22 protein-coding genes and 1 pseudogene are annotated in these 26,012 nt (G+C 58.9%); 12 read left to right on the top strand and 11 right to left on the bottom strand.

Annotated features, from left to right (window positions below; genetic code table 11):
* The first annotated feature begins 203 nt into the window (after positions 1 to 203).
* The gene (locus AB7245_RS38655; protein WP_439035559.1) at positions 204 to 1,028 is read left to right on the top strand and encodes a ribonuclease HII; all 825 of its coding nucleotides are present in this window, start codon (positions 204 to 206) and stop codon (positions 1,026 to 1,028) included.
* Positions 1,029 to 1,059: 31 nt separating this feature from the next.
* Here AB7245_RS38655 and AB7245_RS38650 read toward each other — a convergent pair.
* From AB7245_RS38650 to AB7245_RS38635, 4 genes and pseudogenes are all read right to left on the bottom strand, one after another.
* Positions 1,060 to 1,585, bottom strand: a pseudogene (locus AB7245_RS38650) (ATP-dependent DNA ligase).
* 879 nt (positions 1,586 to 2,464) lie between these two features.
* Positions 2,465 to 2,956, bottom strand: a complete 492-nt coding sequence (locus tag AB7245_RS38645; protein WP_439035558.1) for a GNAT family N-acetyltransferase — start codon at positions 2,954 to 2,956, stop codon at positions 2,465 to 2,467.
* Positions 2,957 to 3,035: 79 nt separating this feature from the next.
* Positions 3,036 to 4,250 carry a hypothetical protein gene (locus tag AB7245_RS38640; RefSeq protein ID WP_439035557.1) on the bottom strand — a complete coding sequence of 405 codons (1,215 nt, stop codon included), beginning with the start codon at positions 4,248 to 4,250 and terminating at the stop codon, positions 3,036 to 3,038.
* Positions 4,247 to 5,722: a coproporphyrinogen-III oxidase family protein gene (locus AB7245_RS38635; protein ID WP_439035556.1), complete on the bottom strand. Its 1,476-nt coding sequence runs from the start codon at positions 5,720 to 5,722 to the stop codon at positions 4,247 to 4,249. Before AB7245_RS38635 ends, AB7245_RS38640 begins: the two co-directional genes overlap by 4 nt.
* A 734-nt stretch (positions 5,723 to 6,456) precedes the next feature.
* Here AB7245_RS38635 and AB7245_RS38630 point away from each other — a divergent pair.
* The 3 genes from AB7245_RS38630 to AB7245_RS38620 all read left to right on the top strand — a co-directional run bounded on the left by AB7245_RS38630 (position 6,457) and on the right by AB7245_RS38620 (position 7,588).
* On the top strand, positions 6,457 to 6,804 hold the full coding sequence (locus AB7245_RS38630; RefSeq protein WP_439035779.1) for a DinB/UmuC family translesion DNA polymerase: 348 nt from the start codon (positions 6,457 to 6,459) through the stop codon (positions 6,802 to 6,804).
* A gap of 87 nt (positions 6,805 to 6,891) precedes the next feature.
* Complete coding sequence (locus AB7245_RS38625) at positions 6,892 to 7,086, top strand: hypothetical protein (RefSeq protein WP_007596423.1); 195 nt, start codon at positions 6,892 to 6,894, stop codon at positions 7,084 to 7,086.
* Positions 7,087 to 7,102: 16 nt separating this feature from the next.
* Positions 7,103 to 7,588: a hypothetical protein gene (locus tag AB7245_RS38620; RefSeq protein ID WP_439035555.1), complete on the top strand. Its 486-nt coding sequence runs from the start codon at positions 7,103 to 7,105 to the stop codon at positions 7,586 to 7,588.
* A 609-nt stretch (positions 7,589 to 8,197) separates the two neighbouring features.
* Here AB7245_RS38620 and AB7245_RS38615 read toward each other — a convergent pair.
* Positions 8,198 to 8,884, bottom strand: coding sequence for an HAD family hydrolase (locus AB7245_RS38615; protein WP_007596419.1), 687 nt, complete (start codon positions 8,882 to 8,884; stop codon positions 8,198 to 8,200).
* A 1,626-nt stretch (positions 8,885 to 10,510) separates the two neighbouring features.
* Here AB7245_RS38615 and AB7245_RS38610 point away from each other — a divergent pair.
* Positions 10,511 to 10,672 carry a hypothetical protein gene (locus tag AB7245_RS38610; protein WP_157158605.1) on the top strand — a complete coding sequence of 54 codons (162 nt, stop codon included), beginning with the start codon at positions 10,511 to 10,513 and terminating at the stop codon, positions 10,670 to 10,672.
* A gap of 1,155 nt (positions 10,673 to 11,827) precedes the next feature.
* Here the strand turns inward: AB7245_RS38610 and AB7245_RS38605 are convergent.
* On the bottom strand, positions 11,828 to 13,111 hold the full coding sequence (locus AB7245_RS38605; RefSeq protein WP_007596417.1) for an NAD(P)/FAD-dependent oxidoreductase: 1,284 nt from the start codon (positions 13,109 to 13,111) through the stop codon (positions 11,828 to 11,830).
* Between the two features lie 357 nt (positions 13,112 to 13,468).
* Here AB7245_RS38605 and ybgC point away from each other — a divergent pair, with 357 nt between their 5' ends.
* Entirely contained in the window at positions 13,469 to 13,912 is a 444-nt protein-coding gene (gene ybgC, locus AB7245_RS38600) for a tol-pal system-associated acyl-CoA thioesterase (RefSeq protein WP_007596415.1), read from the top strand.
* A gap of 125 nt (positions 13,913 to 14,037) precedes the next feature.
* Positions 14,038 to 14,319, top strand: a complete 282-nt coding sequence (locus tag AB7245_RS38595; RefSeq protein WP_007596414.1) for a hypothetical protein — start codon at positions 14,038 to 14,040, stop codon at positions 14,317 to 14,319.
* Positions 14,320 to 14,323: 4 nt separating this feature from the next.
* On the opposite strand, the gene AB7245_RS38590 is transcribed toward AB7245_RS38595, so the two are convergent.
* Positions 14,324 to 14,524 carry a hypothetical protein gene (locus tag AB7245_RS38590; RefSeq protein WP_439035554.1) on the bottom strand — a complete coding sequence of 67 codons (201 nt, stop codon included), beginning with the start codon at positions 14,522 to 14,524 and terminating at the stop codon, positions 14,324 to 14,326.
* Between the two features lie 860 nt (positions 14,525 to 15,384).
* Here AB7245_RS38590 and AB7245_RS38585 point away from each other — a divergent pair.
* Positions 15,385 to 16,128, top strand: coding sequence for an outer membrane protein (locus tag AB7245_RS38585; protein WP_035993548.1), 744 nt, complete (start codon positions 15,385 to 15,387; stop codon positions 16,126 to 16,128).
* A 164-nt stretch (positions 16,129 to 16,292) separates the two neighbouring features.
* Positions 16,293 to 17,504, top strand: a complete 1,212-nt coding sequence (sbmA, locus tag AB7245_RS38580) for a peptide antibiotic transporter SbmA (protein WP_259216372.1) — start codon at positions 16,293 to 16,295, stop codon at positions 17,502 to 17,504.
* Between the two features lie 2,159 nt (positions 17,505 to 19,663).
* On the opposite strand, the gene AB7245_RS38575 is transcribed toward sbmA, so the two are convergent.
* On the bottom strand, positions 19,664 to 19,765 hold the full coding sequence (locus AB7245_RS38575) for a hypothetical protein (RefSeq protein ID WP_369126693.1): 102 nt from the start codon (positions 19,763 to 19,765) through the stop codon (positions 19,664 to 19,666).
* Positions 19,766 to 20,056: 291 nt separating this feature from the next.
* On the bottom strand, positions 20,057 to 20,791 hold the full coding sequence (locus AB7245_RS38570) for an outer membrane protein (RefSeq protein ID WP_007596410.1): 735 nt from the start codon (positions 20,789 to 20,791) through the stop codon (positions 20,057 to 20,059).
* 1,215 nt (positions 20,792 to 22,006) lie between these two features.
* Here AB7245_RS38570 and AB7245_RS38565 point away from each other — a divergent pair.
* Together AB7245_RS38565 and AB7245_RS38560 are read left to right on the top strand one after the other, a co-directional pair.
* Entirely contained in the window at positions 22,007 to 22,411 is a 405-nt protein-coding gene (locus tag AB7245_RS38565) for a YbgC/FadM family acyl-CoA thioesterase (protein ID WP_439035553.1), read from the top strand.
* Between the two features lie 93 nt (positions 22,412 to 22,504).
* Complete coding sequence (locus AB7245_RS38560; protein WP_085401797.1) at positions 22,505 to 22,972, top strand: nuclear transport factor 2 family protein; 468 nt, start codon at positions 22,505 to 22,507, stop codon at positions 22,970 to 22,972.
* A gap of 209 nt (positions 22,973 to 23,181) precedes the next feature.
* Here AB7245_RS38560 and AB7245_RS38555 read toward each other — a convergent pair whose 3' ends face one another.
* Positions 23,182 to 23,895 carry a type 1 glutamine amidotransferase gene (locus tag AB7245_RS38555; protein ID WP_085401798.1) on the bottom strand — a complete coding sequence of 238 codons (714 nt, stop codon included), beginning with the start codon at positions 23,893 to 23,895 and terminating at the stop codon, positions 23,182 to 23,184.
* A 29-nt stretch (positions 23,896 to 23,924) separates the two neighbouring features.
* Positions 23,925 to 24,851, bottom strand: coding sequence for a LysR family transcriptional regulator (locus tag AB7245_RS38550; RefSeq protein WP_085401799.1), 927 nt, complete (start codon positions 24,849 to 24,851; stop codon positions 23,925 to 23,927).
* A 151-nt stretch (positions 24,852 to 25,002) separates the two neighbouring features.
* Between AB7245_RS38550 and AB7245_RS38545 the strand changes: the two genes are divergently transcribed.
* Positions 25,003 to 25,959: an N-carbamoyl-D-amino-acid hydrolase gene (locus AB7245_RS38545; RefSeq protein WP_085401843.1), complete on the top strand. Its 957-nt coding sequence runs from the start codon at positions 25,003 to 25,005 to the stop codon at positions 25,957 to 25,959.
* The last annotated feature ends 53 nt before the right edge of the window (positions 25,960 to 26,012 follow it).

Here is a 26,012-nt window from a genome sequence, read left to right as displayed (position 1 = left end):
GTATTGGCCTTGCTCGGGATGAACACACCCCTTGGTTCCCTCTGAGGCAGATGGACGCGGTGTCAGTGGCGACGCGGAAGTGAAAGCGGGCCAGTTCCTTCGAGAGGGCGTTGCGCAGCCGATGAGGCGGTATAGGTACTTCAGACAATCGCCACAAAATTCACCGACACGCTTCCCTACAGACAGTCTTCACGAAGGGCGTTATGTCCCAGTATTCACTAGACGTATTGCGTCAACGCTACATCGTCGAGAAAAGACCGCTCGAGGCCAGCGTGGAGCAGATCTTGCGTGCCGACAGCCGCGCGGGAGCGCGTGCCATCCTGGCTGCAATCGATAAACGTCGCTTCGAAAATCGGTCCGAAGGGCAGCGCCTCCGCAAGATGCTCCGCTTCGAGACCTCGCTCTGGGAGAGCGGCCATTTTGCCGTGGCAGGTGTGGACGAGGCGGGAATGAGCCCTCTCGCCGGGCCCGTGTCCGCTGGAGCCGTGATCCTTAAACCAGGCACGCGGATAGTCGGGATCGACGACTCGAAAAAACTCGACGCCGCGGCTCTCGAAGAACTCGCGAAGGAAATCAAGGAAAAGGCAGAGAGTTGGTGCGTAGCATTCGTCGAGGTCGAGGAGATCGACGCAATCAACATCTATTGGGCAGGCATCCAGGCGATGCAGCGGGCGGTCCGGGGGCTAGGGTTGACGCCGCAGCACTTGCTGATCGATGCGAAGCGGTTGAAGGAAATCGACATCCCTCAGCAGGCAACTATTAAGGGCGATGCCAAGTCCGCCAGCATCGCGGCCGCCTCCATCCTCGCGAAAGTCGAGCGCGACAGGGTCATGCGGGCGCTCGACGTGCGTCACCCCGGCTACGGATTCGCAGATCACAAGGGCTACCCGGTGCCGGCTCATTATGAGGCGCTCGCCAGCCTTGGCGCATGCGCAGCTCACCGGCGATCGTTCGGACCGGTACGCAAGGCTCTCGGGTTGCCGCCCCTGCCGCCGTGGCCTTCGACATCCGAGCGCGAAGCCGGCTGAATTCTAAGTCGTATGCTTCGTCACAAGCGCATTATTTTCGCGACCGGCTCCTTTCGCGAACAACGTCCTTCGCGTTTTTGTCAGACCGCAGCCCGAGATAGACCGGCTGGCGCAGCTCGCCCTTGCTGGTCCACTCCGCGAACTTCACTTCTGCGACCAATGCAGGGCGTACCCAGGTCGTGACCTGCTCATCCTTCACCTTGGCAGGGAACGGCGACTTGGCGGTCTTGAGCTTCACGAGCTTTAGCCTCATGGCGCAGGGCGTTCTGAAGCAACTGGAAATGGGATACGCCGTCCTTTCCGATCGCAACCAGCTCGCCATCGATGACAGCGTCCGCCTTCACGCCTTCAAGTGCTTTCGCGACCTCGACATAGGAGTGGCTGATGATCTTCCCGTTGCGACTGTAGAGTGCGACCCGACCACCCCGGATTTCCGCGACCATGCGAAAACCATCGAATTTGTCCTCGAAGACCCAATTGGGATCGTCGAAGGCCGAATCTGTCAGAGTGGCCAGCATGGGCTGCAGGCGGCGAGGCAGATTTGATTTTCGAGCCATGGCTGGACGACGGGAAGAGAGATGGGCAGGAACGAGTGGAATGTATCGTGAGTTCCGTGCGACACTTGAAGAAGATGGTTCAAAAAGCCAGGGCGTGCAACGTCACCGGGTGCGTTGCCTGCGCTCTGAGCGGCCTTTGAGACAATTCTGCTCGCCAATTCGATGCTGTACTTGGGGCGAAGTTTAACATTCCTGAATCCACAAGTCGGCAAGACCGGTTAGGATGGGGTTTTCCCTCTTGGGGGCACCTCATGTCGCAGGCGCACCGCGCTCGAACGGAAGCGTGGTCCAGGGCGCGCCTCACACGCGGCACCGAAAACCGTCGCTGATTGAAGCTCCGCGACAATCAGACTTCAACAAAACTCTTGCGCGACAATCTGCGCGGCAATCATCTCTCCGCCGCGACACTGTCGCCATCCAGATTGCCGCGCCTTCCCATCCAGATCGACGCGCTACACAGACGCTCGTAACTTGGAGCCGCTGGCAGCCGATTACTCATTGTCCGACCGAGCGCCGTGCCGACAGATTGGCCTTGAGCAGGTCTTGTCTGCTGGAAGACTGGGGGCTGATAAGTGATACGCGCTTCGGTGCCGCGGCAAGGTCGACGCGTTGAGCTGTTCCAGCTGATCTCGGATGCCGATAAGTCGCGGGCGCACCGCTCCAGCTCTCTTTTGAGCTCAACGCTGATTCAGGCAGGTGTGAGTTTGGGCGTGCGTTCGAGGGCTGTCGGTTGCGAAATCTTTAGTCCTCGTCAGCTACAGTGACACGATTCATTCCGGCCCCAGATCTCGCGGGACTGTTGAAAGGGGGGCTTCGCGGGATGTGACGGTTTTATCTGAGCGGTCCGTAGAGCTTCATTCGAATATCCGCATCATTTGCTCATGTGGGGTCGTCCTGGCCAATGAGCCGCTTCTCGTAAAAGATCACTGCATATCCGTGCAACGTCCCTTCCTTGCGGCGAACATAGCCAGCGGTCTCGTAAAGTCTCTGAGCCCCTGCTTGGATCGTTGTTGTGTCGAGCATTATCCACTTGACACCGAGAGCAACAGCTCGCGACTCCAATTCACGAAGAATCCTCCTTCCAAGCCCTCGTCGCTGAAAGTCGGGATCGACTCGCATACGTTTAACTTCTGCGACATCGTCATCGACACGTTTCAGCGCACCCATGGCAGCGAGTTGGGGACCAATATAGGCAACTACGAAGTCTCCGCCCGACCCGATGTATACTGCGCCGATACTGCGTAAATCATCCTCCCAGGTCCCTTCCGGGCCACACACACCAACATGCTGCGATGCGCTTCTGTGCAGATGCCATACACCATCGCTATCCCCGGACTCGAACCGACGAACGATCAGTTCGTCTTGAGACATCGATTATCACCTCTCGACGGGCGTCGAACACCGCGCCTATGGCATCGTTTCTGTTTAGCCAAGCAGGACCACCGTCAGCTTACCGACCCGCCTCTGTCAACAGTCGCTGAGAAAGGACAGCCTCAACATTCTCCGATACCTCAACGCCGACGATTGGACGACCCGGCTCGACGGTATATTTTAACGCCGTACTTCGGTGCATCAGGGTAAACCGATCCAGCGCACAAATGCAGGACGCGCGCAGCCTTCCGATTTCGTCGCCGTGATGCTCCACTACTGGCGAAATCGTCGCAAGCCTGGGAAACTCCCCTTTCCCTTCTAGCCAACTCGGCTTGATCGGTGCACTCCCGTTGTCTGACGAGAGCCAGCGGAATACCTCGTGAATGCACCTCTGCGGATAATATTCGGAAAGCCGATATAGATCACTATAGAATTGCGGTTTCTGGTGGAAGAGTTCTTCACCTAGTAGTAGCACCGACACTGCCACGATCCGGGCCGAGAAGCGGCCGCTTGGACCAAGCGTATTCTTGTAAGGATTTTTTCCGTAAAACACACGAAATTGGCCAAATAGGTCCGGTGACATATGTTCATAAAAGCGCGTCAGAATATAGTTTGCTGACTCAAGGCGCGCCAAGCAAAGCGCAAGACATTGCCCCGCATCCACCTCGGCCGCATCACGCAAGTCAAGGAGAGCGTCCATTGCTGACTGCAATTCGCTCTCGATGATCTGATGGCCTAAGCAAAAATCTCGTTCCTCGACCCCGGCCGCGCCGAGGCAGTATACGCGTGGATCGTTCTGCAACGGATTCGTAAGGATCATATCTTCATAGGAGAGGACCTCGATGCCGGGTTGCCGGTCACAACTTGATCGCGCAAGGCGGCTCAGTGCCTCTCCCACCGTCAGCTCCGCGTCCAGGGGGTGAAGGCCGGCAAACGCAGACATCTGATAAGCACAATTTACGAGATATTGGATATCTGTCTTAGCGATCTCGAAGTCGGACTGCGGAAGACTTCGCAGCAACGCATCATAGTCACTCGCGGCGATCATCGCGTGGACGCTGCGTCCAAGCGCCTTAACCGCTTCATCTGGTCGTTCACTGCATTTGATTTCCGCAATGCAGTGCGGCAGTTCATCGGTGACAAAATTGCTGACCAGCCCAAGCGGGCGTTCTCGCTGCCGCCGATCAATACTATCGGCCAGATGCAAAAATATGTCGTGCCCTTCGCAAGGCGAGCTTTGCGGAGTGGAAACGGAAAAAGGAGTGACCATAAACGAGCCCGCCCGCGGCTTCATCGAAATGCAACTTGCATTTCGGTACTTGATCCGTATCGAGCGGCCGGTGAGTAATCATGCTTTTCGAGCAGATCAGTTCGTTTGTCTGCTATCCTACTGTCGTTATACGCGACCTGCTCAAGTATATTGTTCGAGAAGAATAGCAGCGATACCGCGCCCGAATTGATGGTGCCGGCGGCAGTTAACGAAAGCAGGCCGTCATTTGAAATGCAGATGAGGCCTGCCTCATTCAACTTTTCCAGCTCGCGGCCAAAGCATTTCTCAATCGACACCCCAAACTCCCGCTCGAAGCGGGAGAGCGACACTCCACTGCTTCGCAGGGCAAACATTACTGTTCTGCGCATGAGATCATCTTGCGACAGGACAACACCCTTCCACACTGGCTTCTCGCCAGCCTCGACCCTATATAGATAACGATCTAAATCTGCCTCGTTATAGAACTGGCACTGGCTCATGTAGCCAAATCCGGCAACCCCAAACGGAACCAGATTATTGTCGTTCCAGGAATCGTATTTGCGGCGCTGTTGAACCGAGTGTGGCTGCGACTGCTTACTCCAGTAGAAAATCGGCCCGTGACGATAGCCCAGTGTCGTGAGGATGTGCTCGGCCATAAAATGCATGATAATGCGCTCCTTAGCCCCGGCGAATTGATATCGTCCCTGAGCCAAATGGCGGGCCACGGGGTCTGTAGATTTGAACATCAAGGGGAATACATTGAACTTCTCTATCCCCAAATCTAGTAAGCCGATGAGTGAGTCGTACCAGCTACGGAGCGTTTGCTGCGGCAATCCATACATGAGGTCGAGCGAGAGATTCTCAACGCCCATCTCATTCAGCAATCTTACGAGTTGTACTACCTCGTCCACGCGGTGTCCGCGGTTTAGTATGCGTAAAATGCTCGGATCTAGACTCTGAACGCCCAATACAAAGCGGTTTACGCCGGATCTGAGCAGTGTCGATATGCGATCTGCAGCATCCACTTGCTTTGCAAGAGAGGGATGTAATTCGAAGCTCACCTCGGACTTAGACAGATCAAAGCGCCGGCCAATCATACCAAATAGCGTTTTGAGTTGACTGTTGGTCAGGAACGAGGGGGTACCGCCTCCGAAGAAAGCAGTCTCAACAGCTCTGTCAGCCAGTGCCGCGTCCGACCAACTCATCTCTTTATCTAAGGCCGCCAGATAGCGCTCCACTCGCTCGGGAGATGGATGGATTTCTTTGGCGAAGTGGCAAAAGGTGCAATGCTGATCACAGAAGGGGACGTGAAAGTAGAGATCAATTGACGGCGTAACCTGAAGCAACAAGTTTTCGGCATCTAGATCGCCCATTGCCTTGAGAGGCGGATATGTGCCGACGAGATAATCGTTGTGCGTGTCAAGGTGCAAATTCCGTGACCTCAACATGTCGAGGTTAATGTCGTAGGATCGGTCGATCGCGAATTCCAAGGCTTCGGAATAGGTCGGGGCGCGCATTTTGTTGAACTCCTCTAGCTTTCGTGTGAAGCAAGGGGCGATGGCACCTCCGTCCCTCGCTTCACATTCCGCTCTTCAGCTCGGGCTCGATACCGTAGCCATGCGTTTCGATAAAAGGCGCGGGGTTGTCGGCTCCCCCTCGAGGCAACCACCGTAGATCAGAACACGGGCCGCCATCCGCTCGGCTACACGCGAGGGTCGATTATGGTTCGGCGAGGAAGACAGATGCCGTGGCCCACGCGAATGCCCCCTCGGGCGTTGCTAAACGGCACCGAGGAAGACTTCAGGCGGAGAGGGTGCGAATACTCCTCGAGAAAATGGTGCTCGACCTCGGAGATAGCCACCCGCGGGGCAACGCGGCAAAGCTTTAAGCCGGACGTAGGCAACAGCGCAATGTCCATGGCATTTTCGATCAATCGAGCAAGCTTCATTTGAACTCCTGGGTCAGCGACAGCAAGGCCGTGATGGTCGTACAGAATCTTTGCGGTGTCCCAGCAATCCACGTGCCACCAAAGCCGCTTGCGAGCCTCGCTTGAAGAGGGCAAAACCATATTCTTCGGCGCAACGGCGGGATACTCGCGCCTCAGTGTCTGGTCCCCGACATTAACGTCTTCAGCCGGACACGGCTGAACACGACAAACGCGGAATGTTGAATGATGATGGAGGCCTCTCATGTTCAATCGCGAACATCTGCACGCGGCGCCGCGTCGTCAAGATCACCGGCATCGCCTTGACTGGGTGTCGACACCCCGGCGTCCCCCCCCGTTGTCAGGAAGGCACAGCCGCTCATCGAGAAGGTCTGGAGGCACTGCGAGGACAAAGGTTCGCGGGGCCGGACGGTTAAACTGAGGGGCAGGTTCAACGATCTCGAGATCATCACGCGGAGCAGGACCGGACGCGTCCCGATTTCGAGCCGCTGCGAGCTCGAAACTTGTCGCTCGTCTTCCTTCAAACGAGATACCCGCTCCAAAGCCGATCCGCCTTCTTGTCTTCACGCCAGGGCGAACCGTAGGCCGAGCTGCAGCTCGGCCTACCAATTTGAGTCCGCATCGATCAGAATCAAGACCGCGGTACATCAGTAGAGCGCGAGCCCTCGTGCGCAACGCGGCAGAGTTTACCTCAACTGCGGGAATCCCAAGGTCGAAAGACTTACGGTAGGATAGGCGTCCATGTTTGAACACCCCACGACCGCTCTATCGCAAGCGGTACTTGACGAGGTTTGCCAGACGCTTCCGCGCAAGGGGAGCGGCGCTGGTTTGGCCTCCGAGATCGTCGAAGCCGCAAAGACCGACGAAACAACGCCGAAGCTGCTGCGGCATATAGGGCGTAAAGCCCTGGCCCGAGCGTCGATCATGTGGCGTTGATCGGGCGAGGTGCGGAGTGAACTTCCAGGTCACAGTCTTGAAGATCCTGGTGAGTTACCCCCAAGGATTTGCCGTGATGGCGGGCCTCAAGCGGGACATGGCAATCCTCGCGACCAGCGGCCCGGAATGGGCCGAGCGCACCAAACGGCTGGCCGCGCGCGTTCCCGGGCTGGACATTTTTTCGGACGGCCTCGTTGAGCGCCAAAACGGCGGTTGGAGAATCACGGTGAGAGGGCGAGTTGTGCTCGAGACCATGGAGGCGCGCCGAGGCCAAGACGAGCCGACGGAGAAGGTCCCAGTCGAAACGGCCGGGCCGGTGCCATCGGTGCCCAGCCCTCGGAACGAGCGAACCGCTGACGCGAGCGCTTCCAGCGTCGCCGCGAAGCCCGCGAACGCGCGCGAGCGCATGCATCTTGAGGAGCAGCCGCCGAGTTCTCCCAGCGGCTCAGAAAGTCAGGTCGTTGACTCGCCTGTGGCGCACACGAACAGGTCCCCTGGGTAGGGGGTGTGGGAGCGAATTGGACTATGTCCGCCAGCAGCGGCGAAGCGCATCTCCATCCGGCAGCGCGACCCGCGCGTCAAACCGAACCGGTGCCTTTGGCGTACCGTGCGGCACGAGCGCTGGTGCTGTTACGGTTGCGGAGTTCCGGATGCCCAACTGGCCCCGTCAGCGTCCAACCATGACCCCGGCCTACTGCTGATTTCGTCCAGACCAGTACTGACTTGCGATGGAATAGCTGGGGTCAGCGTTCGACGCACGGGGTGAAGTTGCTCTCCGATTCTACAATGTGACGCTTGCCAACACGCTCGACTATCTGGGATCGCTGAGGTCGTAAGAGCGGCAATGTGTGGGTGAGAGATGGGTTATTGTTCGATCTGGCATCGTCAAGCCTCGAGCAGTCCACCGGTGACGACTACAGGCGCCTGGAATGCCGCGAGTGCGGCAGGTACCGGATTACGGGTTCGGTATTGCAGATGCTGGACTCGCGACTGAGTTGAGCCATGCGACGCGTGCGATGTCGAAGGCGGAGTTCGAATCGCCGAGATAAACTCGTTCAACATGGACGACATGATCAAGGTTTTACAGACGCTGTGCGGTGATCTTCGCCGATCATGATTTGTGCATTCCAAAAAAACCGTAGCTTCGTAAGATTGGCAACAGCTCATGAAGGTTGTTAATCGTGTAGTCTGGATGCGCCGCTTGCAGGCGCGCCTCGGAAACAAATCCCCCGGTAATGGCTATACTTATCAGTCCGAGATTCCGTGCAATATCCGTTTCGATCGGCATATCGCCGATGATGAAAGTTGACGCTGGTTTCAAGTTGTTCTTCTGCATGTATAGACGAAGTCGCTCTCCTTTGCTTGTCGATTTGTATTGCGTGTCGCGGCTTTCGAACGCGAGCACATCGTCGATGCAGTCATTGATTCCAAGTCTTCTCAATTGGTAGCGCAGAGGGTCGACTATATGGTTGCTCACGATGATGGACGAAGCCCCTTCTCGGCGCGCCAACTCCAAGACTCTGCGCGCGCCCTCGCGTAGATCGGCTCTGCCCGCAAGAGCCTCATAGGCGTCGTGAAACATTGCACTCCCATCGCGATCCACCGTCGCAAGCTCGTCTCGCGATAGTCCGAGGCTGCGATAAAGAAGAGACAGCGGAACGTCGCAATGTTCCCGAAGCGTCTTCATGTCGATCGTTGTACGACCAAAGCGATCTAGAATTGCATTGGTGGTTTCGAGCAGTGCGTATGCATCATCGAGCAACGTTCCATTCCAATCGAAGACGAGAACCGGTTTCATGATCTGACCTTAAGCATAGATTCCGTGCGGGTGCCACCGTCGTTCGCCACGTATAGTAGCACCGAACTACTACGGCATGGGCATCGACACACTAGATGAGTTGAAATGCTGGCGAGAATGGAGATGATTGACGCCCGCGATCAATCGAGCAAGTTTCATTTGGACTCCTGGGCCGGCGACTGCGAGGCCGTCATGATCGTACGGGCTCTTTTCGGTGTCCCAGCAATCCACGTGCCACCAAAGCCATTTGCGAGCCCCGCTTGAAGAGGGCAAAACCATGTTCTTCGGCTCAGGCGACGGAATACTCGCGCGTTAGTGTCTGGTCTCCGACATTAACGTCTTCAGCCGGATACGGCTGAACACGACAACGCGAAATGTTGAGTATGAAGGAGGCGCCATTCGCAAGTGTTCGCGGGCGGCGCTCCATGGAGACGGGGCCTTTGCGCTGAAGACGCTCCGGTTGGCATGGGGAAGTCGGGCTTCAGCAGGCGACTGCCTGAGCAACACGCGATTTGAGGACCGCGAAGCGATCTTTCGTGGCGAGCACTCGCGGTCCTTGGCAGACTCGAGCTTCGCTGAATGCGCCTCAGGTCCGCTCATCATCCGGCTTGGGGACGCGGCCCTTGGCATCGCACTTATGTCAACGGTTACATCCAACGCACGGGCAGGGCGAAGAGGCTAAAGCCCTCGCACAATTCCCGCCAGAATATCTGCCCGCTTAAGACATTTTCGACCGTAGCAGCGCAGAAGCTGCATCGCGTGTCGCGCACGTTACGTCATCTAAAAGCGCACGTTCCTGCGACCTACGGTGATCGCGAATCGCTTCGCAAGACTAGGTGGCCGACAGTTGACGAAAGCAACAGGGGCTCAGACAGAAGAAGTTGAGCTGCTGCAAGAACACGCAAGGCTTAGAAATATGATCTAACCTGGGCATCTCCCTGCCGGGTTAACTTTGTAACTGGCCGCCCGGCAGCGCTCCTGGCAGCCTTATTGTGTTCCGGCTTGTGGACCGTGGAGGATGGTGCGCGTCAAGACTTCGACCCGTTCGGCAATTTGGCGAATTCGCCTCGCCACGTCCTCGACTGCGGTCATGTCCACCGGCTGCGTGCAGGAAATTGAGCTCATCTTCGCGTTAAGGTCCCTCAGCTCAGCCTTGCAGCGATCTAACTCCGCGTTGAGCATCGTAACTTCATTCATCGCCGTTGCCCGTATTGCCGTTGCTTCCGAGAAGATGTTTGTTCGGAGCATGCACCTGATTGCAATCTTTGTCGCGCTCGCGTGGTTCCACATGGGTAGGGCATCTCGAAAGGCACAGAACGGCCAACCCAAACACCGACCGGGTCGTTCACGCGCACAGCTGCAAATGGAGTCCCCATAGCCAATTTATATAAAGGAATGAATTTCAATGGCACGCGCATGCGTTCCTCTCAGCAAAGCCCGGGCGACCGGCCGCACTCGCAAGAATCCAAAACGATTTTCGGGCCGCAAAGAGCCAAACGGCTTGGGTCCGTTAGGCGAACCGCCGAAATGCTTAGGCAAACCGCACGAGCGCGAGGCGCGGCGAACGCTGTCTGATGACCTTCGATGGTTCAACCCGGAGCCACCGGACGCTAGTGGCAATGGCAAGTGGGCTGGTTGCGCGGCAAATCGGAGGCGAAGACGTTTGCGAAAGCTCTGAATCTTCTCAGAATGATGCTGAATTCCATTGGCGGCTCGCTGTCCGATGCATCGAAAGTAATGATGCCGGAAGTGGAAGATGCTGAAGACCCGGCCGCGAAATACTTCTAGCTCATTCTCAAGTACTCTCGCCTGAATGGGCATCTCCAAACAAGAGTGTAGAAGCCCGGCTGAACCGGACTTCCGCTGTTGTCGGTCGCTCACTTCGGATTGTGATCTGCCCATACGATCAGACGCCATCGAATGGTGCTTGTGCTGACGTATGCGCATGATTGCTTTGCGGAGGCAATGTGTGGCCTGCTGCAATTCCGATTTCGCGATGACAGCCCGTGCATCGGTAGAGAGCGGCAAAGGGAGCCGCGACTCCCGGCCCCTGATCCTGATCGAAACAGTCGCTGTTAGATTGCGGTAGGTAGTTGGCGTTCTTATAGGTAGCCATTCGACTTCTGTCACTAGAGTAAAGCCGGACTTGACCTCTCGGGGCTTACCGAATCTAATGCTGTTGCTGCTAACATCAGCGTTTGGCCCGCAGTCCGCAGCGTTGCGCGGGCAATCGGGGCCGCCAGTCGCAAGCTGGCGGTTCTCCCCGATTCGTTACGAGCAGTGGAACACGTTTCCCGGCGTGCAACCGCAAATAGCAGAACCTTACGCCGGCTATTCACAGCTTCCTGTGGACAACCTCATTATTCGGAAGAGATTTCGCCGCGCACCGCACGCGCTCGGCGCATGGATTAATTATGACACCCCAACAGAAAGCCGCGCTGGCATCTAGCACTACGATGCCGGGATAAAGCAGGGAGGCGAAGTTGCCCTGTCCATCATAAGGGAGTTTCCAGACGGGTTCAGCGAAACGAAATGACGCAGAACTCGCCTCACAGGCTGGTGCTTCCCTTTCGACCGCCGTGACGGCAACTCATGAGCGCTTCCAGTTTGGAGTGGGCCTTCGCGCTGGTGTCTCGCGATATCGAGAAACCCTTTTAAAGTGCGGCTTCGGTCACTGCCGGCTTTTGCGTTGAGCGCGTCTTCATCGAGCGATCCGTCGGGGAGATGATCCGCCTCCACGGTGCGGACTGGCATTCGGCGGAGAACCGACAGCTCGAGTCATGAACGTCACCCGTCGCAAGCTCGTCGTTTCACCATCCGATTGTCTACCCGAGGTATGCTAAGTTCCATGACGGCGCCCTTGAACACATCATAACAACATCACGAGGACCGGCATGCTTCGAGCGAGGGCAGCTTGTGAAGCCAACCGGGTTGCTGGGGTGATCAGAACCAGGAATCCATCAGGTGAACAAGCTGGGAGCCCGCCGTATAAAACGCCTCCTGCGCTGCACGAAAGCGCTGGGCTTCAACGGCGGTGACCGGCAACGGCAGGTCGTTCTCCGCGATCTGCCCCAATACGTACGAAGCCAAAACACTGCCAAACACAGTGCCTGGTGCGATTCCGCGGCCGTTATAGCCACTGAAACCGATGACTTGGCGGTCCAGCTTGTGAAGCCGGGGCAAGTTGTCGGAGGTCATTCCAATCATGCCAAACCAGCCGGTTTCAAACTGGACGCCCCGAAGTCCTGGAAAAAGCTTGTGCAACGATCTTTGGGCCCAAGCGCGGTGAATAGATCGCCCAATCCCCTCAAGCGCACCAACACTGCCAAACACGAGTCGCCCGGAGCGATCGAGACGAAACGAAGAGAGGACTTCTCGAGTGTCCCACACACCCTGCCGCTCAGGCAGGATCGACTTTCTCAGATCATCGGGCAGACATGGCGTGCCAAAGTTGAAATAGGGCAGTTGAATCTGTTCCTGCCGTACCTCAGACCAAAGTCCCTTGCTATAAGCGTCCGTCGCGACGACCACCCAGTCGGCCTCTACAGATCCGCTTTCGGTGCCGACTCTCCAGCGGAAACCATTCTGTTGCGCCATGACGGCCTCACTATGCGTAAATATCCTGGCTCCCATCGCAAGCGCGGCCCGCGCTAACCCTCGCACATAAGCCAATGGCTGTATGGTGCCGGCGCGCTTATCGAGCAGCGCGCCGGTGTAGTCGCCACCGCCTACTTTGCTGCGTGTTGCCTCCGCATTTAGCACCAGGACGGGCGCTCCACGCTTCTGCCACTGTTCGGCACGGGCCTCAACCTCCTCCAAGCCCTTACGTCCGACCGCACAATGCAAGGTGCCGGCACGTTCGACTTCACATTCGATGTGGTGCTTTTCGATGAGCTCGAATACCGTCTGCGGTCCGCGGCCGAGCTGTTCAAGTAACCGTTCACCAAAAGGCGCGCGGAGCGCGGCCGGAAGCGACTCAGGCATGAGCCACATGCCCGCATTCACGAGTCCGACGTTCCGCCCGGACCCGCCGAATCCTATTTCAGACGCCTCCAAAAGCGCAACACGCGCTCCACCTTCAGCTAGATGAAGTGCCGCCGACAGCCCGGTATATCCACCGCCAATCACGACGATATCCGCTGCAATTTCATCAGTAAGTGGAGCAGTTTGTGGCGCTGGTGGCGCAGTCAGCACCCACAGTCCGTGTGATCGTCGATTGTTTCGCATCCGCCAATCCTCTTACAAGTAGCTTCTTGATCGACCCGAGCTCCAGCAGCCATCGTGAATACCGCTAAGTTCTGGCGGACCTCTCTAGTATCCAAGCGGACCTCCCTAGTATCCAACACTGACGTGCCAGCGCCACACCGGCAGGCAAATCGCAGGCCAAAAGGGCAGTTCGTCATCACCCCGAAGATCAGGCCGAGCTACTAAGTTGTTGATCTGTTGAGGGCACGCGCAGCACCCACGCGGCGGTGCGCCGGAGCTCCGACTGCGCGAACAAAGCCAAAGCCCCTCGGCGCTTGCTCTGGAACGCGCCTTTGTGCGAGACAATGGGTCCCAAAAGGGCAGCAAGGGGACCACACCGTGAGAGCCTCTCTTGATGGCGAAATTCGCGACGGCCGCCATCATATGCAGATCCGGGTCTATTTCGAAGATACCGACTCCGGCCAGATTGTTTATCACGCAAATTTCTTGCGCTTCATGGAACGCGGCAGAACGAACTACTTGCGCCTGCTCGGAACGAATCAGCAAGCATTACTCAAAGAAGCCAAGAACGATGCGCCCGGTGTTGCCTTCGTTGTGCGCTCGATGACGATCGATTTTCTAAAACCGGCGGTCTTGGATGACATTCTTGACGTCGTCACAGTCCCGCAAGAGGTGAGGGGCGCGTCGATTGCCTTGCTGCAGGAATGCAGGCGTGGCGACGATCTCCTGGTCACAGCACGTGTACGGGTAGCGTTTATCTCAGCTGGAAAGGCGCAGCGCATCCCGAAGTCGCTGCGGCTCGCTATGGAAGGGCATAGATAAATCTGCCGCCTCATTCACGCGTTTGCCTTGCAGCGCTCCACCGAAATCAAGTCATCATGGCGGCGTAAGTTAAAGCAAATGGGCTGCGGCAAACCCGGGGCGGCTCAATTGCACAGTCCAGCCGAATGAATCAGAAGCCGGCGAAGAACGAAAATAAATCGGACTTCGTCGGCCGCTTTGGTCACAGCGACCACAGCGAAACCCACGTCAAGGATGACGGGCCGATTGGCGACTGGCGCGGCTATCCCGGCGGCGCTGCCGTGGCGAACTTGCGCGATCGCATTTCGCGGCTCTTCTCAAATGGCGGCACCGTCTCCATTGCCCCATGCTCCATCTGGCTGACGGCAGCGAGGCGGATGGTTTCCGGGCTGCGCGCCAACGCTCGGTGCTCTTGCCACTCCGGATAAAAAATCATGGAAGAGGGCGGAACCGAGCGCGATCATTTTCGACGAGATGGTCAAGACGGTCCAGGAGCCGGCCCAATCGAAGGCGGCCGGCGTCGTCCTTGGGTCTGAAAACATCAAAGGCACGTTTGTCGGATTCATTAGAAGGTACAATCTTTATGTTGTTTTCTGGAATGCGGATCAGCACGATCGAGCGATCGTCATTCACCGTCGCTCAAAGAGGATGGATATCGTCGCGGAAATGCCGCTTACGTTCGAGACCGCGCATCGGCTAGCGCTCTTCATGCCGCGTGCCGTGCCGACAACCACATTGCGCCGGATGCGCCGCCAATCGAATGAAGGGCCGCGCGGCGATTTTCGAAGTTGGTCCGGGCCTCCAATAGGCAAAACTGTTTCGTGGGGCGCCCACTTTATGTCAGCGAGTGCCATGATATCAGAATGGCAACCGGTGGCCTGTGGGCTGCCATACCTTACTTCACCGCTTGAACGCGCGAGGATAGTGCCGTGGCTAATGACGTAGAGCTTTTGATCTCGTATTTCGCGCTTTCGGGGCACGTTTACCCGCTGGGGGCCTGCTGAGGTCACTCCATTCCAATTCAAAGGCAGGGTCGAAGGGGCAGCGCGCGCGGGGTTCAACGGGTTCGGTCTTCACTACGAAGACACGATGGTCGCGCAAAGCAAGATTGGTTTTGCGGAAATGAGACGCATTCTTCAAGACAATGGCATCAAATATCTGAAGATTGAATTTCTGCTCGATTGGTACAGGACTGACGAGAAGCGAATGGAATCCGACAAATTCCGTCAGCAAACTGCTCGATGTCTCCGCCGAACTTGGAATGCGGGATATCAAGGTGGGCCCGGGATTCCAAGAAACGCATGCCGATGTGGCGCTCCGCCCATGGTGGCCTCCGTAAGGGGACACTTGGGAATGATCTGCAACGCAGAACCTAACGCAGCGTCCGGTTCACGCATTTCTTTCGGCACGAATGTTGTGACGCAGCTACAGCAATTCGCGCGCACGTTGTTAAGACGCATGAGGCTCGGGGCACTCAAGACATGAGAGTAGAAATGAAGAACTTCTTGCTTACGACTGTGAGCATTGTGGCGCTTGGCGCAATTGCGTCCGCATCCGGTGCAGACCTGGCTGCGCAGCCCGTCCAACCTCTCTACTCCAAAGCTCCGCCGCCTGTCGCGGCTGCAATTTACGACTGGAGCGGCCTCTACGTCGGTGTGAACGGCGGCTTGGGCTCAAGCTCGAATTGCTGGGACTACAATGGTCGCACCCCTGAGGGCTGTCATGATGCGACCGGCATTACCGTCGGCGGGCAGATCGGCTATCGATGGCAGATCGGCCAGATCGTGCTGGGCGTTGAAGGTCAGGGGAACTGGGCTGATCTGAGCGGATCCAACGTCAGCATTGCGTTCGGCGATGTCGACCAGAGCAAGATTGGTGCGTTCGGTACGATGACTGGGCAGATCGGTTATGCGCTCGACACCGTACTGTTTTACGCCAAGGGCGGCGTCGCAGTGGCGAGCAACACGTATCTAGTCAACTCCGCAGTCACGGGCGCGCAGTTCGCGGGCGCTGATAGCAGCCCTTGGGGTGCTACTGTGGGCGCCGGGATCGAAGTCGGTTTCGCGCCGAACTGGTCGGTAAGCGTCGAGTACGACCACTTGTTCATGCGGGATGCCGACGTGAACTTTGTCGTGGCTGCTGGTTCGCTGGGCGGCGACCGCATCCGCCAGGATTTCGATCTTGTGACTGCGCGGCTCAACTATAAGTTCGGCGGCCCGATTCTGCTCAAATATTGATCTGAAGTCGGACTGGTGAATCGAAGGCCCCGGCTAGACCGGGGCCTTTCAGGCATCGCGCGTGCGACGCGACTGGCGGGTGACCGGAAGTCAGGAACAGTTAGCGAAACCGCGGCGAGTTCATCTTCTGAGCTGAAGTTCTAAGTCGATAAAGGACGGCGAGCATGTTCGTTTCATTCTTCCCTCGACCAAAGTTGTTCTTTGCGTCGTCAATTCTTTGGACGGCGTTGGCGATGGCGTTTTGGTATGTATTTGCCGGCAATCTCTTTCCAGCCCCGGAGAAGCCGGTCGGGCTTGCGACGTTCTGGTCGGCCTCGGCGCTGTGGTTTGATCTCTATTTTGCGCTGACCGTTACGGCGTTCGCGGCGGCATGGATGTTATTTGCCCCGCATCCCTGGGCGACGTGGTCCATTCTTGGTTCGGCGTTGATCCTGTTCACCTCTTACTTTCAGGTCCAGGTCTCGGTCGCGATCAACAGCTGGTATGGACCGTTCTATGACATGATCCAGGCTGCGCTTTCGAAGTCGGCGCCGGTCACGGTCGAGCAGTTCTACAGCGAGTTGTCGACCTTTGCCGGCATAGCGCTCGTGGCCGTCGTGGTCGGCGTGATGACGCGATTCTTCGTCAGCCACTACATCTTCCGCTGGCGCACGGCGATGAACGATTTTTATGTCGCCAACTGGCCGCGGCTGCGCACGATCGAAGGCGCCTCCCAGCGGATTCAGGAAGACACCATGCGCTTTGCCAGCACCATGGAAGGTCTAGGCGTCAATCTCATCAGCGCGGTGCTGACACTGGTGGCCTTCCTGCCGGTTCTGGTGAGGTTGTCCAGTAACGTCACCGAGCTGCCTCTGTTCGGCTCGATTTCCTATCCGCTGGTGTTCGCCGCGGTCATCTGGTCGATCCTGGGCACCGGCGTTCTCGCGCTTATTGGCATCCGCCTGCCCGGAATTGAATTTTTCAACCAACGGGTCGAAGCGGCCTATCGCAAGGAGCTCGTGCTCGGCGAGGATGATACGGCGCGTGCCAATGCGCCGACATTGAGCGTACTGTTTAGAGACATTCGCAGGAATTACTTCCGGCTCTATCTGAACTTCATGTACTTCAATATCGGCCGGATCGTCTATCTGCAGACTGACGTCATCTTTCCTTATCTGCTGCTTGCGCCCACAATCATCGCGGGCAGGATCACCCTCGGCGCGATGAACCAGATCCTCAACGCGTTCAAGCAAGTGCGAACCTCGTTTCAGTATCTCGTCAACTCCTGGAGCACGATCGTCGAACTGATCTCGATTTATCAGCGCCTGCGGAGCTTTGAGGCAAAGATCCACGGTGGGCTACTGCCGTCGATCGAGATAAGGAAGCAAGCCACATGATTCCTATAGCTGTAGGGTGTTGACGGACACCTGACCTTCCGTTCCGCGTCAATCGGTCGCAACGCTGCTGAATTGCTTAAGTTGTGAGAAGGGGCACTCGAGAGAATGGCGCTCGGCGTGGAGGAACTTAGCAGCTGCATATCGGAACCCCCGTGACGTGTTGTTGTGGATGACGGCTAGCGCGCTGTTGCAGCGCGCGGACTGAGGCAAAGGGGCGGCGGATGGCTGTAGGGGCCATTACAGCCGCCGCGGGTAAGCTACAAAGCAGCCGCGTCGCGTTCGACCTCCGGTCGACCCAGCGGGTTCATGACACCGAAGACTTGCTCCGAGAAAACAGCCATGAATCTGATTTTCTCCTGGAAATGGGTTCTCAGAGTCCACACCGCCTAGTTCTACAAATAAGTACCACCGTGTCGTAAGTTCGACAGTGTGAGTCAGACACGCCTCAACGGTGTTGTCCCGCGAGCAATCATAATTGTGTCACACATGGCGCCGGACAGTGACTGACTAGCCAGAACGACCATGCGGGATGCTTCAAACTTGATCCGCTCCATGGAATACGGTGCTAAACAGGGGGGTAGGCATTATGTGGGGCGGCGAGCCCTGGTGACCGCCGGATGTGTTGGTGTCCATTCTGGTTCTGGCGGAACGGTAATCGAGCCCAGTGGCACCCAAGCACGTTCTAGCGTCACTGGATCGCGCAGCTGGGCGAAAGTTTCGGTGCGAATATCGAGCCACTCGAACCAGCGATCCTGGACGGCGACAAGCTGGGCTGGCCGGAGCACGCCGAAATTATCTCGAAGAGAAATTCTTATCACCGTAAGCTCAACTGTGAACCGTGCCAGAAGAGTTCAAGATGATGTTGCGTCGTGTTTCAACTACCAGAACCGGGATTTGACAACTCTGAGCCTGCGGACCAATCCGTTTCCGCCGAGCCGGAGCTCTGGCCGTGAACATGACCGCCAGATTGAGCAGCGTGGATTCACAAGCGTGGCTCGCCGACTATAGCAACCGCGCCGCACATCCGGCTCAAAAGGCGCGACGAGCTCCTAAGCTGGAATTGGCGCGATCGGAACAAGCAATCCACTAAGGCTGCCCAATTCACGGCTCGGCGATCCTCACCAAATGCTTTACGAACTTTTGTTGATAGCGTCAGCAAGCGTCGACTTGAAAACCAAAGGACCTATCCGCAGGATGCTTTCTTAAGCCGTCATGCATCCAGAATGAGCGGAGCACGAACTGTCACATTACCGAAACCTAGCTCTTGTACTAAGGCTCGGCCGTCTCCCTTATTCCTCCCGCTCCCTGGAGCGAAGAAGGTTTATTCCGCACGGCTTTCCGGGGGCCACCGGCCAGGCGGGCCGGAGCCGAGGTCGGCCAGATCTCCGTTGTTTTTGGATTAGCGCCATGACACCGAAAACCAAACTATGCGCTTTGTTGCGAGGTGTTCTGGACGATGCGATCGGGATGGTGCCCGAAGCAAACCGGACGTCTTCGTTGAAGGCGTGCCTCGCCGAAAAGGTATTAGCTCTGGCCGCAAAAGGTCACTTGGATCCAACTGTCTTGACGCGTCTCGCGCTACGGAGTCTGCAGGAATCCTGTTGTGGTTGCTACGGGTGCGAACTGCAGAACCCCTTCGAGGTGTGAAGGACCGAGAATGAACTCCAAACCTATTCCCCGCGCTCTGGCGTGGCTGACCGCCTGGGTTTCGGCGGGTTGCAAGGCGACGCGAGATTAGAGGTCTGCCCGGCCATGGAGCTTGCGCCCGGCAGCGATGCCATCTGAGCGCGAGGGTTATGGCGTCCTGGCCGGAGAAACTCGGGTCAGTCCTGCTGTGGATGCCGCCTTGCTTCATCATGAGGTCGCCCGTGTCCGCGGCTTTCACTGACGTCATTGCGCCCCGCCCGCGGCACAGATGGATTTCTCCTCTGTCCGCATCGGCGCTTGGCGCGCGATATCGGCGATGTCGGAGGGCAGGCTGCTCGCCTGCTCGGTTGCCGCTAGTAGCCGAAGCGGGCGAGGCCGAGTGATCCGAAAGATCGGACGGGCCGGTGAGATGTTGGAAAGCCGAGCTGCCTATCGTCCGGGTTCGCGAAGACGCGGATGAGTCGATCTATTATGTCCTCAACGCTTGCAGGCGGACTCTTGCCGTGGCCGCCTCAGCGGAGGCAGCTGTGTTCGACGATCTCGTCTGCCTCGATTGCGACGGCGATGCGCCGCTTACCCTGGCAAGGCGGCAGCCGCAAACCAAGCAGTATCATTCCCGCGGCATCGACGCAGGTTCCGAGCTCGTCGCCCTTGCGACTACCCCTCTCCACGATTACGGCTGACTTTCGGTGTCGAGTGTGCTCAGCGCTGAGCCGGCGGTTCCCCGCGAAGTGCTGAGCTTGCCGTCCGGAGAAGGAGGGGTCGCAGGCCAGCGAAAGGGGCCGGGATCGCGCAGGCGGCGCTTGAATCTCACGTCGGAATTGCCTGAATGGCCGGGCTCTGAGCGGGCCATGCTTCCCTTCAAATGGCCCCGGCTAGGCCGGGGCCATCGACGCAACTAGGGATCAATATTTCAGGAGAATCGGACCGCCAAACTTATAGTTGACCCGTACCGTGATAAGGTCGAGATCCTCGCGGATGCGATCGGCCCCACCAATGTTCCCGCTGAATTTCACCGTGCGGGGTTGGAAGAACAGGTGGTCGTACTCGAAGCCCACCGTCCAGTTCGGTGCGATGCCGTGCTCGAATCCGACCCCCAACACACCGCCCCAAAGAACGTCACTTTTCCTAGCGGCTCCTGCCACGGTCGAGCTGATCTGATGGATGTTGCTCGTGACTGCGGCGCCGCCTTTGCCGTAAAGTACGTTATTCCCAAAGGCATAACCAATCTGCCCCGTCATGAGACCGAACGCGTCAATCTTAGTCTGGTTGGTAGTATCGGAAAACGCGATGCTTTGATTGGACCCGGTCAAATCAGCCCAGTTGCCCTGGCCCTCAACACCCAGCACGATCTGGCCCATCTGCCATCGATAGCCGATCTGGAGGCCCACGCTACCGCCTGTCGGATGATGACAGCCCTCGGGCGTGCTGCCAAGGTACTCCCAACAACTCTCGCCTGAGCTCAGACCACCGTTCACGCCGAAATAGTAAGCACTCCAATCGTAGATTGCAGCCGCGACAGGTCCTGGAGCGGTGGTGTAGAGAGGCCTGATGGGTTGCGCAGGCAGATCAGCACTGAATGCGGGGGCCACCGCAGCAAGCGCCACCGTACTGACTGTCATAAGCAACAAGTTCTTCATTTCTATTTCCATGTCTTGAGTGCCCCCGAGCCGGCTGCGTCTTAACAACGTGCACGCAAATTGCTGTAACTGCATCGCAACATTGGCGCTGGAAGAAATGCGTGAATCAAACGCCGCGTCAGGTTGCGGCGTTGCACATATCTCCAACTCCTTGACATGCCCCTTCGCTTGCGAGCGTAGATCAGCGCGGTGTCCTGCCTCTTGCGCACCCGACAGCTTGACGGCATCGCTCCACGTCGCGACGTAGTAGCGTGGTAGGTCGACGGGGCGCCCGGTAAGTGCGTGTTCCAGCCGTTCGTGATCACGGAGTCCAAGCCATCGTGATCGCCCATTCCAGAGCATCGTGATCACCGTTTCCAGCCGATCGTGATCGCTATTTCAGCGATTGCGATCGGGGGGAACCAGGAGGCGCGCACCGCTGACAGTCTGCAACCCAGCTACCTTGGTCTTTTGCCTAACTCCGACTGCTTCAGCTATGCGAACGCTACAAGCAATGGGCCGGCCCCCTCAAGCCCATCCTGTCCCCAGGTCCATGTCGCCGGCGAGAAGCTGTTCGTCGACTATTCCGGCCAGGCCATGGAGCTGGGTTGACGGAGTACGATACACGCCAGTCCTGCTCCGGCTCCGCGGACGAAACCGTCAAAGCAGGAGCGATCGGTTGGGCTTTCGGTCAGGGGCGGCGCCGACGGAGCAACGAACCCGGAAACTCTCACGCAAATAACCGCACACGTTCTTAATGTGGGTCAGTGGTGTGAGGTCCGCGATAGGATCTCCCGAAATCAGGCTCATAAGTGCCGCGGTTTCGCCCATGGCACAAGTACGGGTCTAATTAGGTTGTGGGCGCGTCCGCTCCGCGGACGGGGCTCTATGAGCCAGCTTGTCGAGCCATGCTGTCTCGGCCCTTCGGATCACGATGCCTCGCGCAAGCCATAAAGTGCTCCTCGCCGGGGGCACTCGGAAAACGGGCTCGCCTGTGGCGAGCGTTATCACGGCCCCGTTCCCGCGTACCGCTCAAACACCGGTGTTGTCGCTGCACTCGTCCCGCATGCCCCTTCGGGCCGCTATGCTCGCGGCCGGGCTGACATTTCTCTCGAGGCGAGCTAGGTGAACACTGAAGCTGATCCCGAAGGCGCTGCGGCTCGCCATGAAAGGGACGTAGAAAAATCTGCGCTTGTTCACGCTATCGCCCTCCAGCGCCCCAACGAAATCAAGAACTTGGCATTCTGTTGCGATATCGTCAAACCAGAGTTCTCCGGCATCGTCTATCACGCCAGTTATCTCCGATACATGGAGCGCGGGCGCACCAACCATCTGCGGCTGATGGGCGCCGAGCAGCAGGCGCTGTTCGACCAGGTCGAAACAGAGGGCGCGGGCTTTGCCTTCGTGGTGCGCTCGATGCATCTGGACTTTCTGAAGCCCGCGCGGATGGACGACGTGCTCGACGTCGTGACGTGGCCGGTTGCGGTGAAGGGCGCCTCCATCATGCTGGCGCAGGAGGTGCGGCGAGCCGAGGACGTGCTGGTGAAGGCCGAGGTGCGCGTCGCCTTCATCAGCGGCGGCCGCGCCCAGCCGATCCCGAAATCGATCCGGTCATTGATGAGGGCCGATCTGATTTCCTGATCACCCGATAAGTGATCGGCCGATAGGTGATGGCCTATCGACTCCAGCAATTGCAGCGATAGATTGCGGCCCGGACCAACCGATGAGGCCACCATGTCGCGCCCGCCACTTCCACCCTTCACCCGTGAGACCGCCGCGCAAAAGGCGCGCATGGCCGAGGACGCGTGGAATTCGCGCGATCCGGTGAAAGTCTCGCTCGCCTATACCGAGGACAGCCGCTGGCGCAACCGCTCCGAGGTCTTTCAGGGCCGGGAGGCCATCGTCGCGTTCCTCACCCGCAAATGGGAGAAGGAGCACGACTACCGCCTGATCAAGGACCTCTGGGCCTTCGACGGCAACCACATCGCGGTACGCTTCCAGTACGAATGGCACGATGCGGGCGGCCAGTGGTATCGCTCCTACGGCAACGAGCAGTGGGAGTTCGACGAGCACGGGCTGATGCGGCGGCGCGAGGCGTCGATCAACGATATCGCGATTGCCGAGAAGGACCGCCGGTTTCACTGGCCGGCGCCGGGACCGCGGCCGGCGGATGTGCCGGGGCTGGGGACGGATCCGTTCTGAGGCTTGCGGAGATAGTGCAGCGAGCACGCTGCACCCTCTCCCCCCGTGGGAGAGGGTGGCTCGCCGCGCAGCGGCGAGACGGGTGAGGGGTCTCCCTCCGCGAGTCCGACTCTTATTGAGTGCGCTGAGGCAACCCCTCATCCGGCGCTTCGCGCCACCTTCTCCCGCAAGGGGAGAAGGGAAGAGGTGCGCGTGGCGAGGACCTTGAATTAAGGCGCCGCGCGCCGCGCCAAAAACCGCGTGATTGCCGCACCCAGCTTCGCGTTGTCCATCGGCTCCGCCAGCGACTCCCTCGCGGTCGCAACGACATCCTCCGGCGCCTTGCCGTCGCGGAGCTCGCAGCACACTTGCGCAAACTCCACGTCGAATTCCGGATGCGGCTGCACGGTCAGCGTGGTGCCGTTGGCGTAGAGCAGGCCGGCATGCGGGGTGAATTCGGACGAGAGGATCGTCAGCGCATCGCTGGGCGGCTCGACCACCTGGTCCTGATGCGAGGCGGCGATCGCAACCGCTTTGCCGTCGACGACGCCGTTCTCCGGCAGCACCTGATAGACGTGGCGGCCGATGCCCCAGCCCTTCTCCGACTTCTGCACGGTGCCGCCGAGCGCCTGCGCGATCAGCTGATGGCCGAAGCAGACACCGACCATCGGCGTCTTGTTGGCGTAAGCCGTGCGCACGAAATCTTCCAGCGGCGCGATCCAGTCGAGCCCGTCATAGACACCGGCGGCAGCACCGGTGATCAGCACGGCCTCGAGCTTGCTCGGGTCGGGGAGTGCGTCGCCATTGGGGATGCTGACGACGTCCACCGTGGCGGTCGGATCCTCGGCGCGGACCATGCGCTCGAACATGTCGGGAAACGAGCCGTGCTGCTCGCGGTACTTCTGCGGGACCTGTCCGGTCTCGATGATGGTGATGCGTGCCATGTGCCCCCCGGGTCAAAAGGTTGCGAAGCTCAGTCGCTTTCTGCCCCATGTTGCTGGTGTGGCGCTGGGCGCGCCAGCAGTGCGCTCTCTTTCCGGACCTCGTTGAGAAACGCCTTGGCCAGGCGCGACAGCGGCTCGGCTTCCGACCATAGCATATAGGCGACGGCGTGCGTCGTGGGCGTGAACGGCCGCACCACGAGGCCGCTGCCGCCGTTCTGTCGCGGCGAGAACGGATCGACCACGGCGGCGCCGACGCCGGCGGCGGCGAGCACGCAAGCCGTGTTGCAGTAGCGGACCTCGACGGTCGGCTGGAACGGCGCACCGGCGCGGGCAAAGCTGTCGCGCACGGCCTCACCGAGGCGCGTACCGCGCTCGAGCCCGATGAAGGGCATGCCGGAGAGATCGGCGGCCGAGATCACCGGCTTGTCGGCAAGCGGATGCCGCGGCGGCAGCACACAGACCATCTCGCCGGTGTGCACCACCTCATGCGCGATGCCGGGATGATGCGTCAGCCCCAGCGCGAAACCGAGCTCGGCGACGCGGCTGAGCACGCCCTCGATGATGCCCTCATAGCGCCGCACGTCGAAGAACACGCGCGTCTCAGGGCGGCGGCGAAGGAAGCTTGAGAGCGCCGACGGGATGATGCTGTAGGCCAGCGGCGGCGTCGCGACGAGCGCGAGATGCCCGGAGCGGTTCTCGCGCAGATCGCGGACGCGGTTCTCGAGCTTGGCGTGCAGCGCGAAGATCGCTTCGCTCTCCTTGTAGAGCGCCATCGCCTCCGCGGTCGGAAACAGCCGGTTGTTGACGCGCTCGAACAGCGCAAAGCCCGCCTGCGCCTCCATCGTCTTCAGCGCGTTGCTGACCGCCGGCTGCGACAGCGCCAGCTCGTCCGCCGCCGCCACCGTGGTGCGATGGCGGATGACGGCACGCAGGATCTCGAGCTGACGCAGGTTCATATCACTGCCGATTATACTCTGGGCCAAAACATCATAGCAGAACGAATTGATTTTGCAGCCCCGCTTCCGCGTAATGGTCGCGGATTTGCACGTCGCATCAAAGGGTTCATTCGCCCATTGAGGCAGCACTGCGCACATATTGGAGGCAATCTTGGTTCGTGTCCTTCGCGCCGCCGCCGCACAGATGGGGCCGACGCAAAAAGCCGATACGCGCGAGCATACGCTGGCGCGTATGCTCGACTTGCTGGAGCAGGCCGCCGGTCGCGGCGCCAGCCTCGTGGTGTTTCCCGAGCTTGCCTTCACCACCTTCTTCCCGCGCTGGCTGCTCGAAGGCGACGCGCTCGACCATTACTTCGAGCGCGGCATGCCGAACCCGGCGGTGGCAAAGCTGTTCGACCGTGCGCGCGCGCTGCGTGTCGGCTTCTATGTCGGCTATGCCGAGCTGACGCCGGACGGTCGACGTTATAATTGCGCGATCCTGGTCGATCGCGATGGCGAGATCCTCGGCCGCTATCGCAAGGTGCATCTGCCGGGCTCGGTCGAGCCGCGCGAAGGCGCGCGCTACCAGCAGCTCGAGAAGCGCTATTTCGAATATGGCGACCTCGGCTTCCCCGCCTTCCGCGCCGGATCGGCCTGGGCCCACGCCATCATGGGCATGATGATCTGCAACGACCGCCGCTGGCCGGAATCCTGGCGCGTGCTCGGCCTGCAAGGCGTCGAGCTGGTCTGCATCGGTTACAATTCGGCGGCCTATGACCCCAACGGCGGCATCACCGAAGACGCGTCCTTGCGCACCTTCCACTCGACACTGGTGACACAGGCCAACGCCTACATGAACGCGACCTGGGCGATCTCGGTGGCGAAGGCGGGTGAGGAGGACGGCTCCGGGTTGATCGGCGGCTCCTGCATCGTCGATCCCAACGGCCGCATCGTCGCGCAAGCCCAGACTTTGGCCGACGAGGTAATCGTCGCCGATATCGATCTCGATCTCTGCCGCCAGGGCAAGGACAAGATGTTCAACTTCGCCGCCCACCGGCGGCCGGAGCAATACAGGGTGATCACCGAACGCGCCGGCGTCATCGAGCCGGCCGTTCTCGACGCGGACTGACTGGCACGGCGCTGGCAAAGGACTCAAAGCAAAACGTTGGCAAAGGAGCTGAC

The organism is Bradyrhizobium sp. 604_D8_N2_3 (genome assembly GCF_051810765.1).
Taxonomy (GTDB): domain Bacteria; phylum Pseudomonadota; class Alphaproteobacteria; order Rhizobiales; family Xanthobacteraceae; genus Bradyrhizobium; species Bradyrhizobium barranii.
Note: the sequence above shows the minus strand (reverse complement) of the source record. Positions and strands in the feature narration are given on the sequence as shown.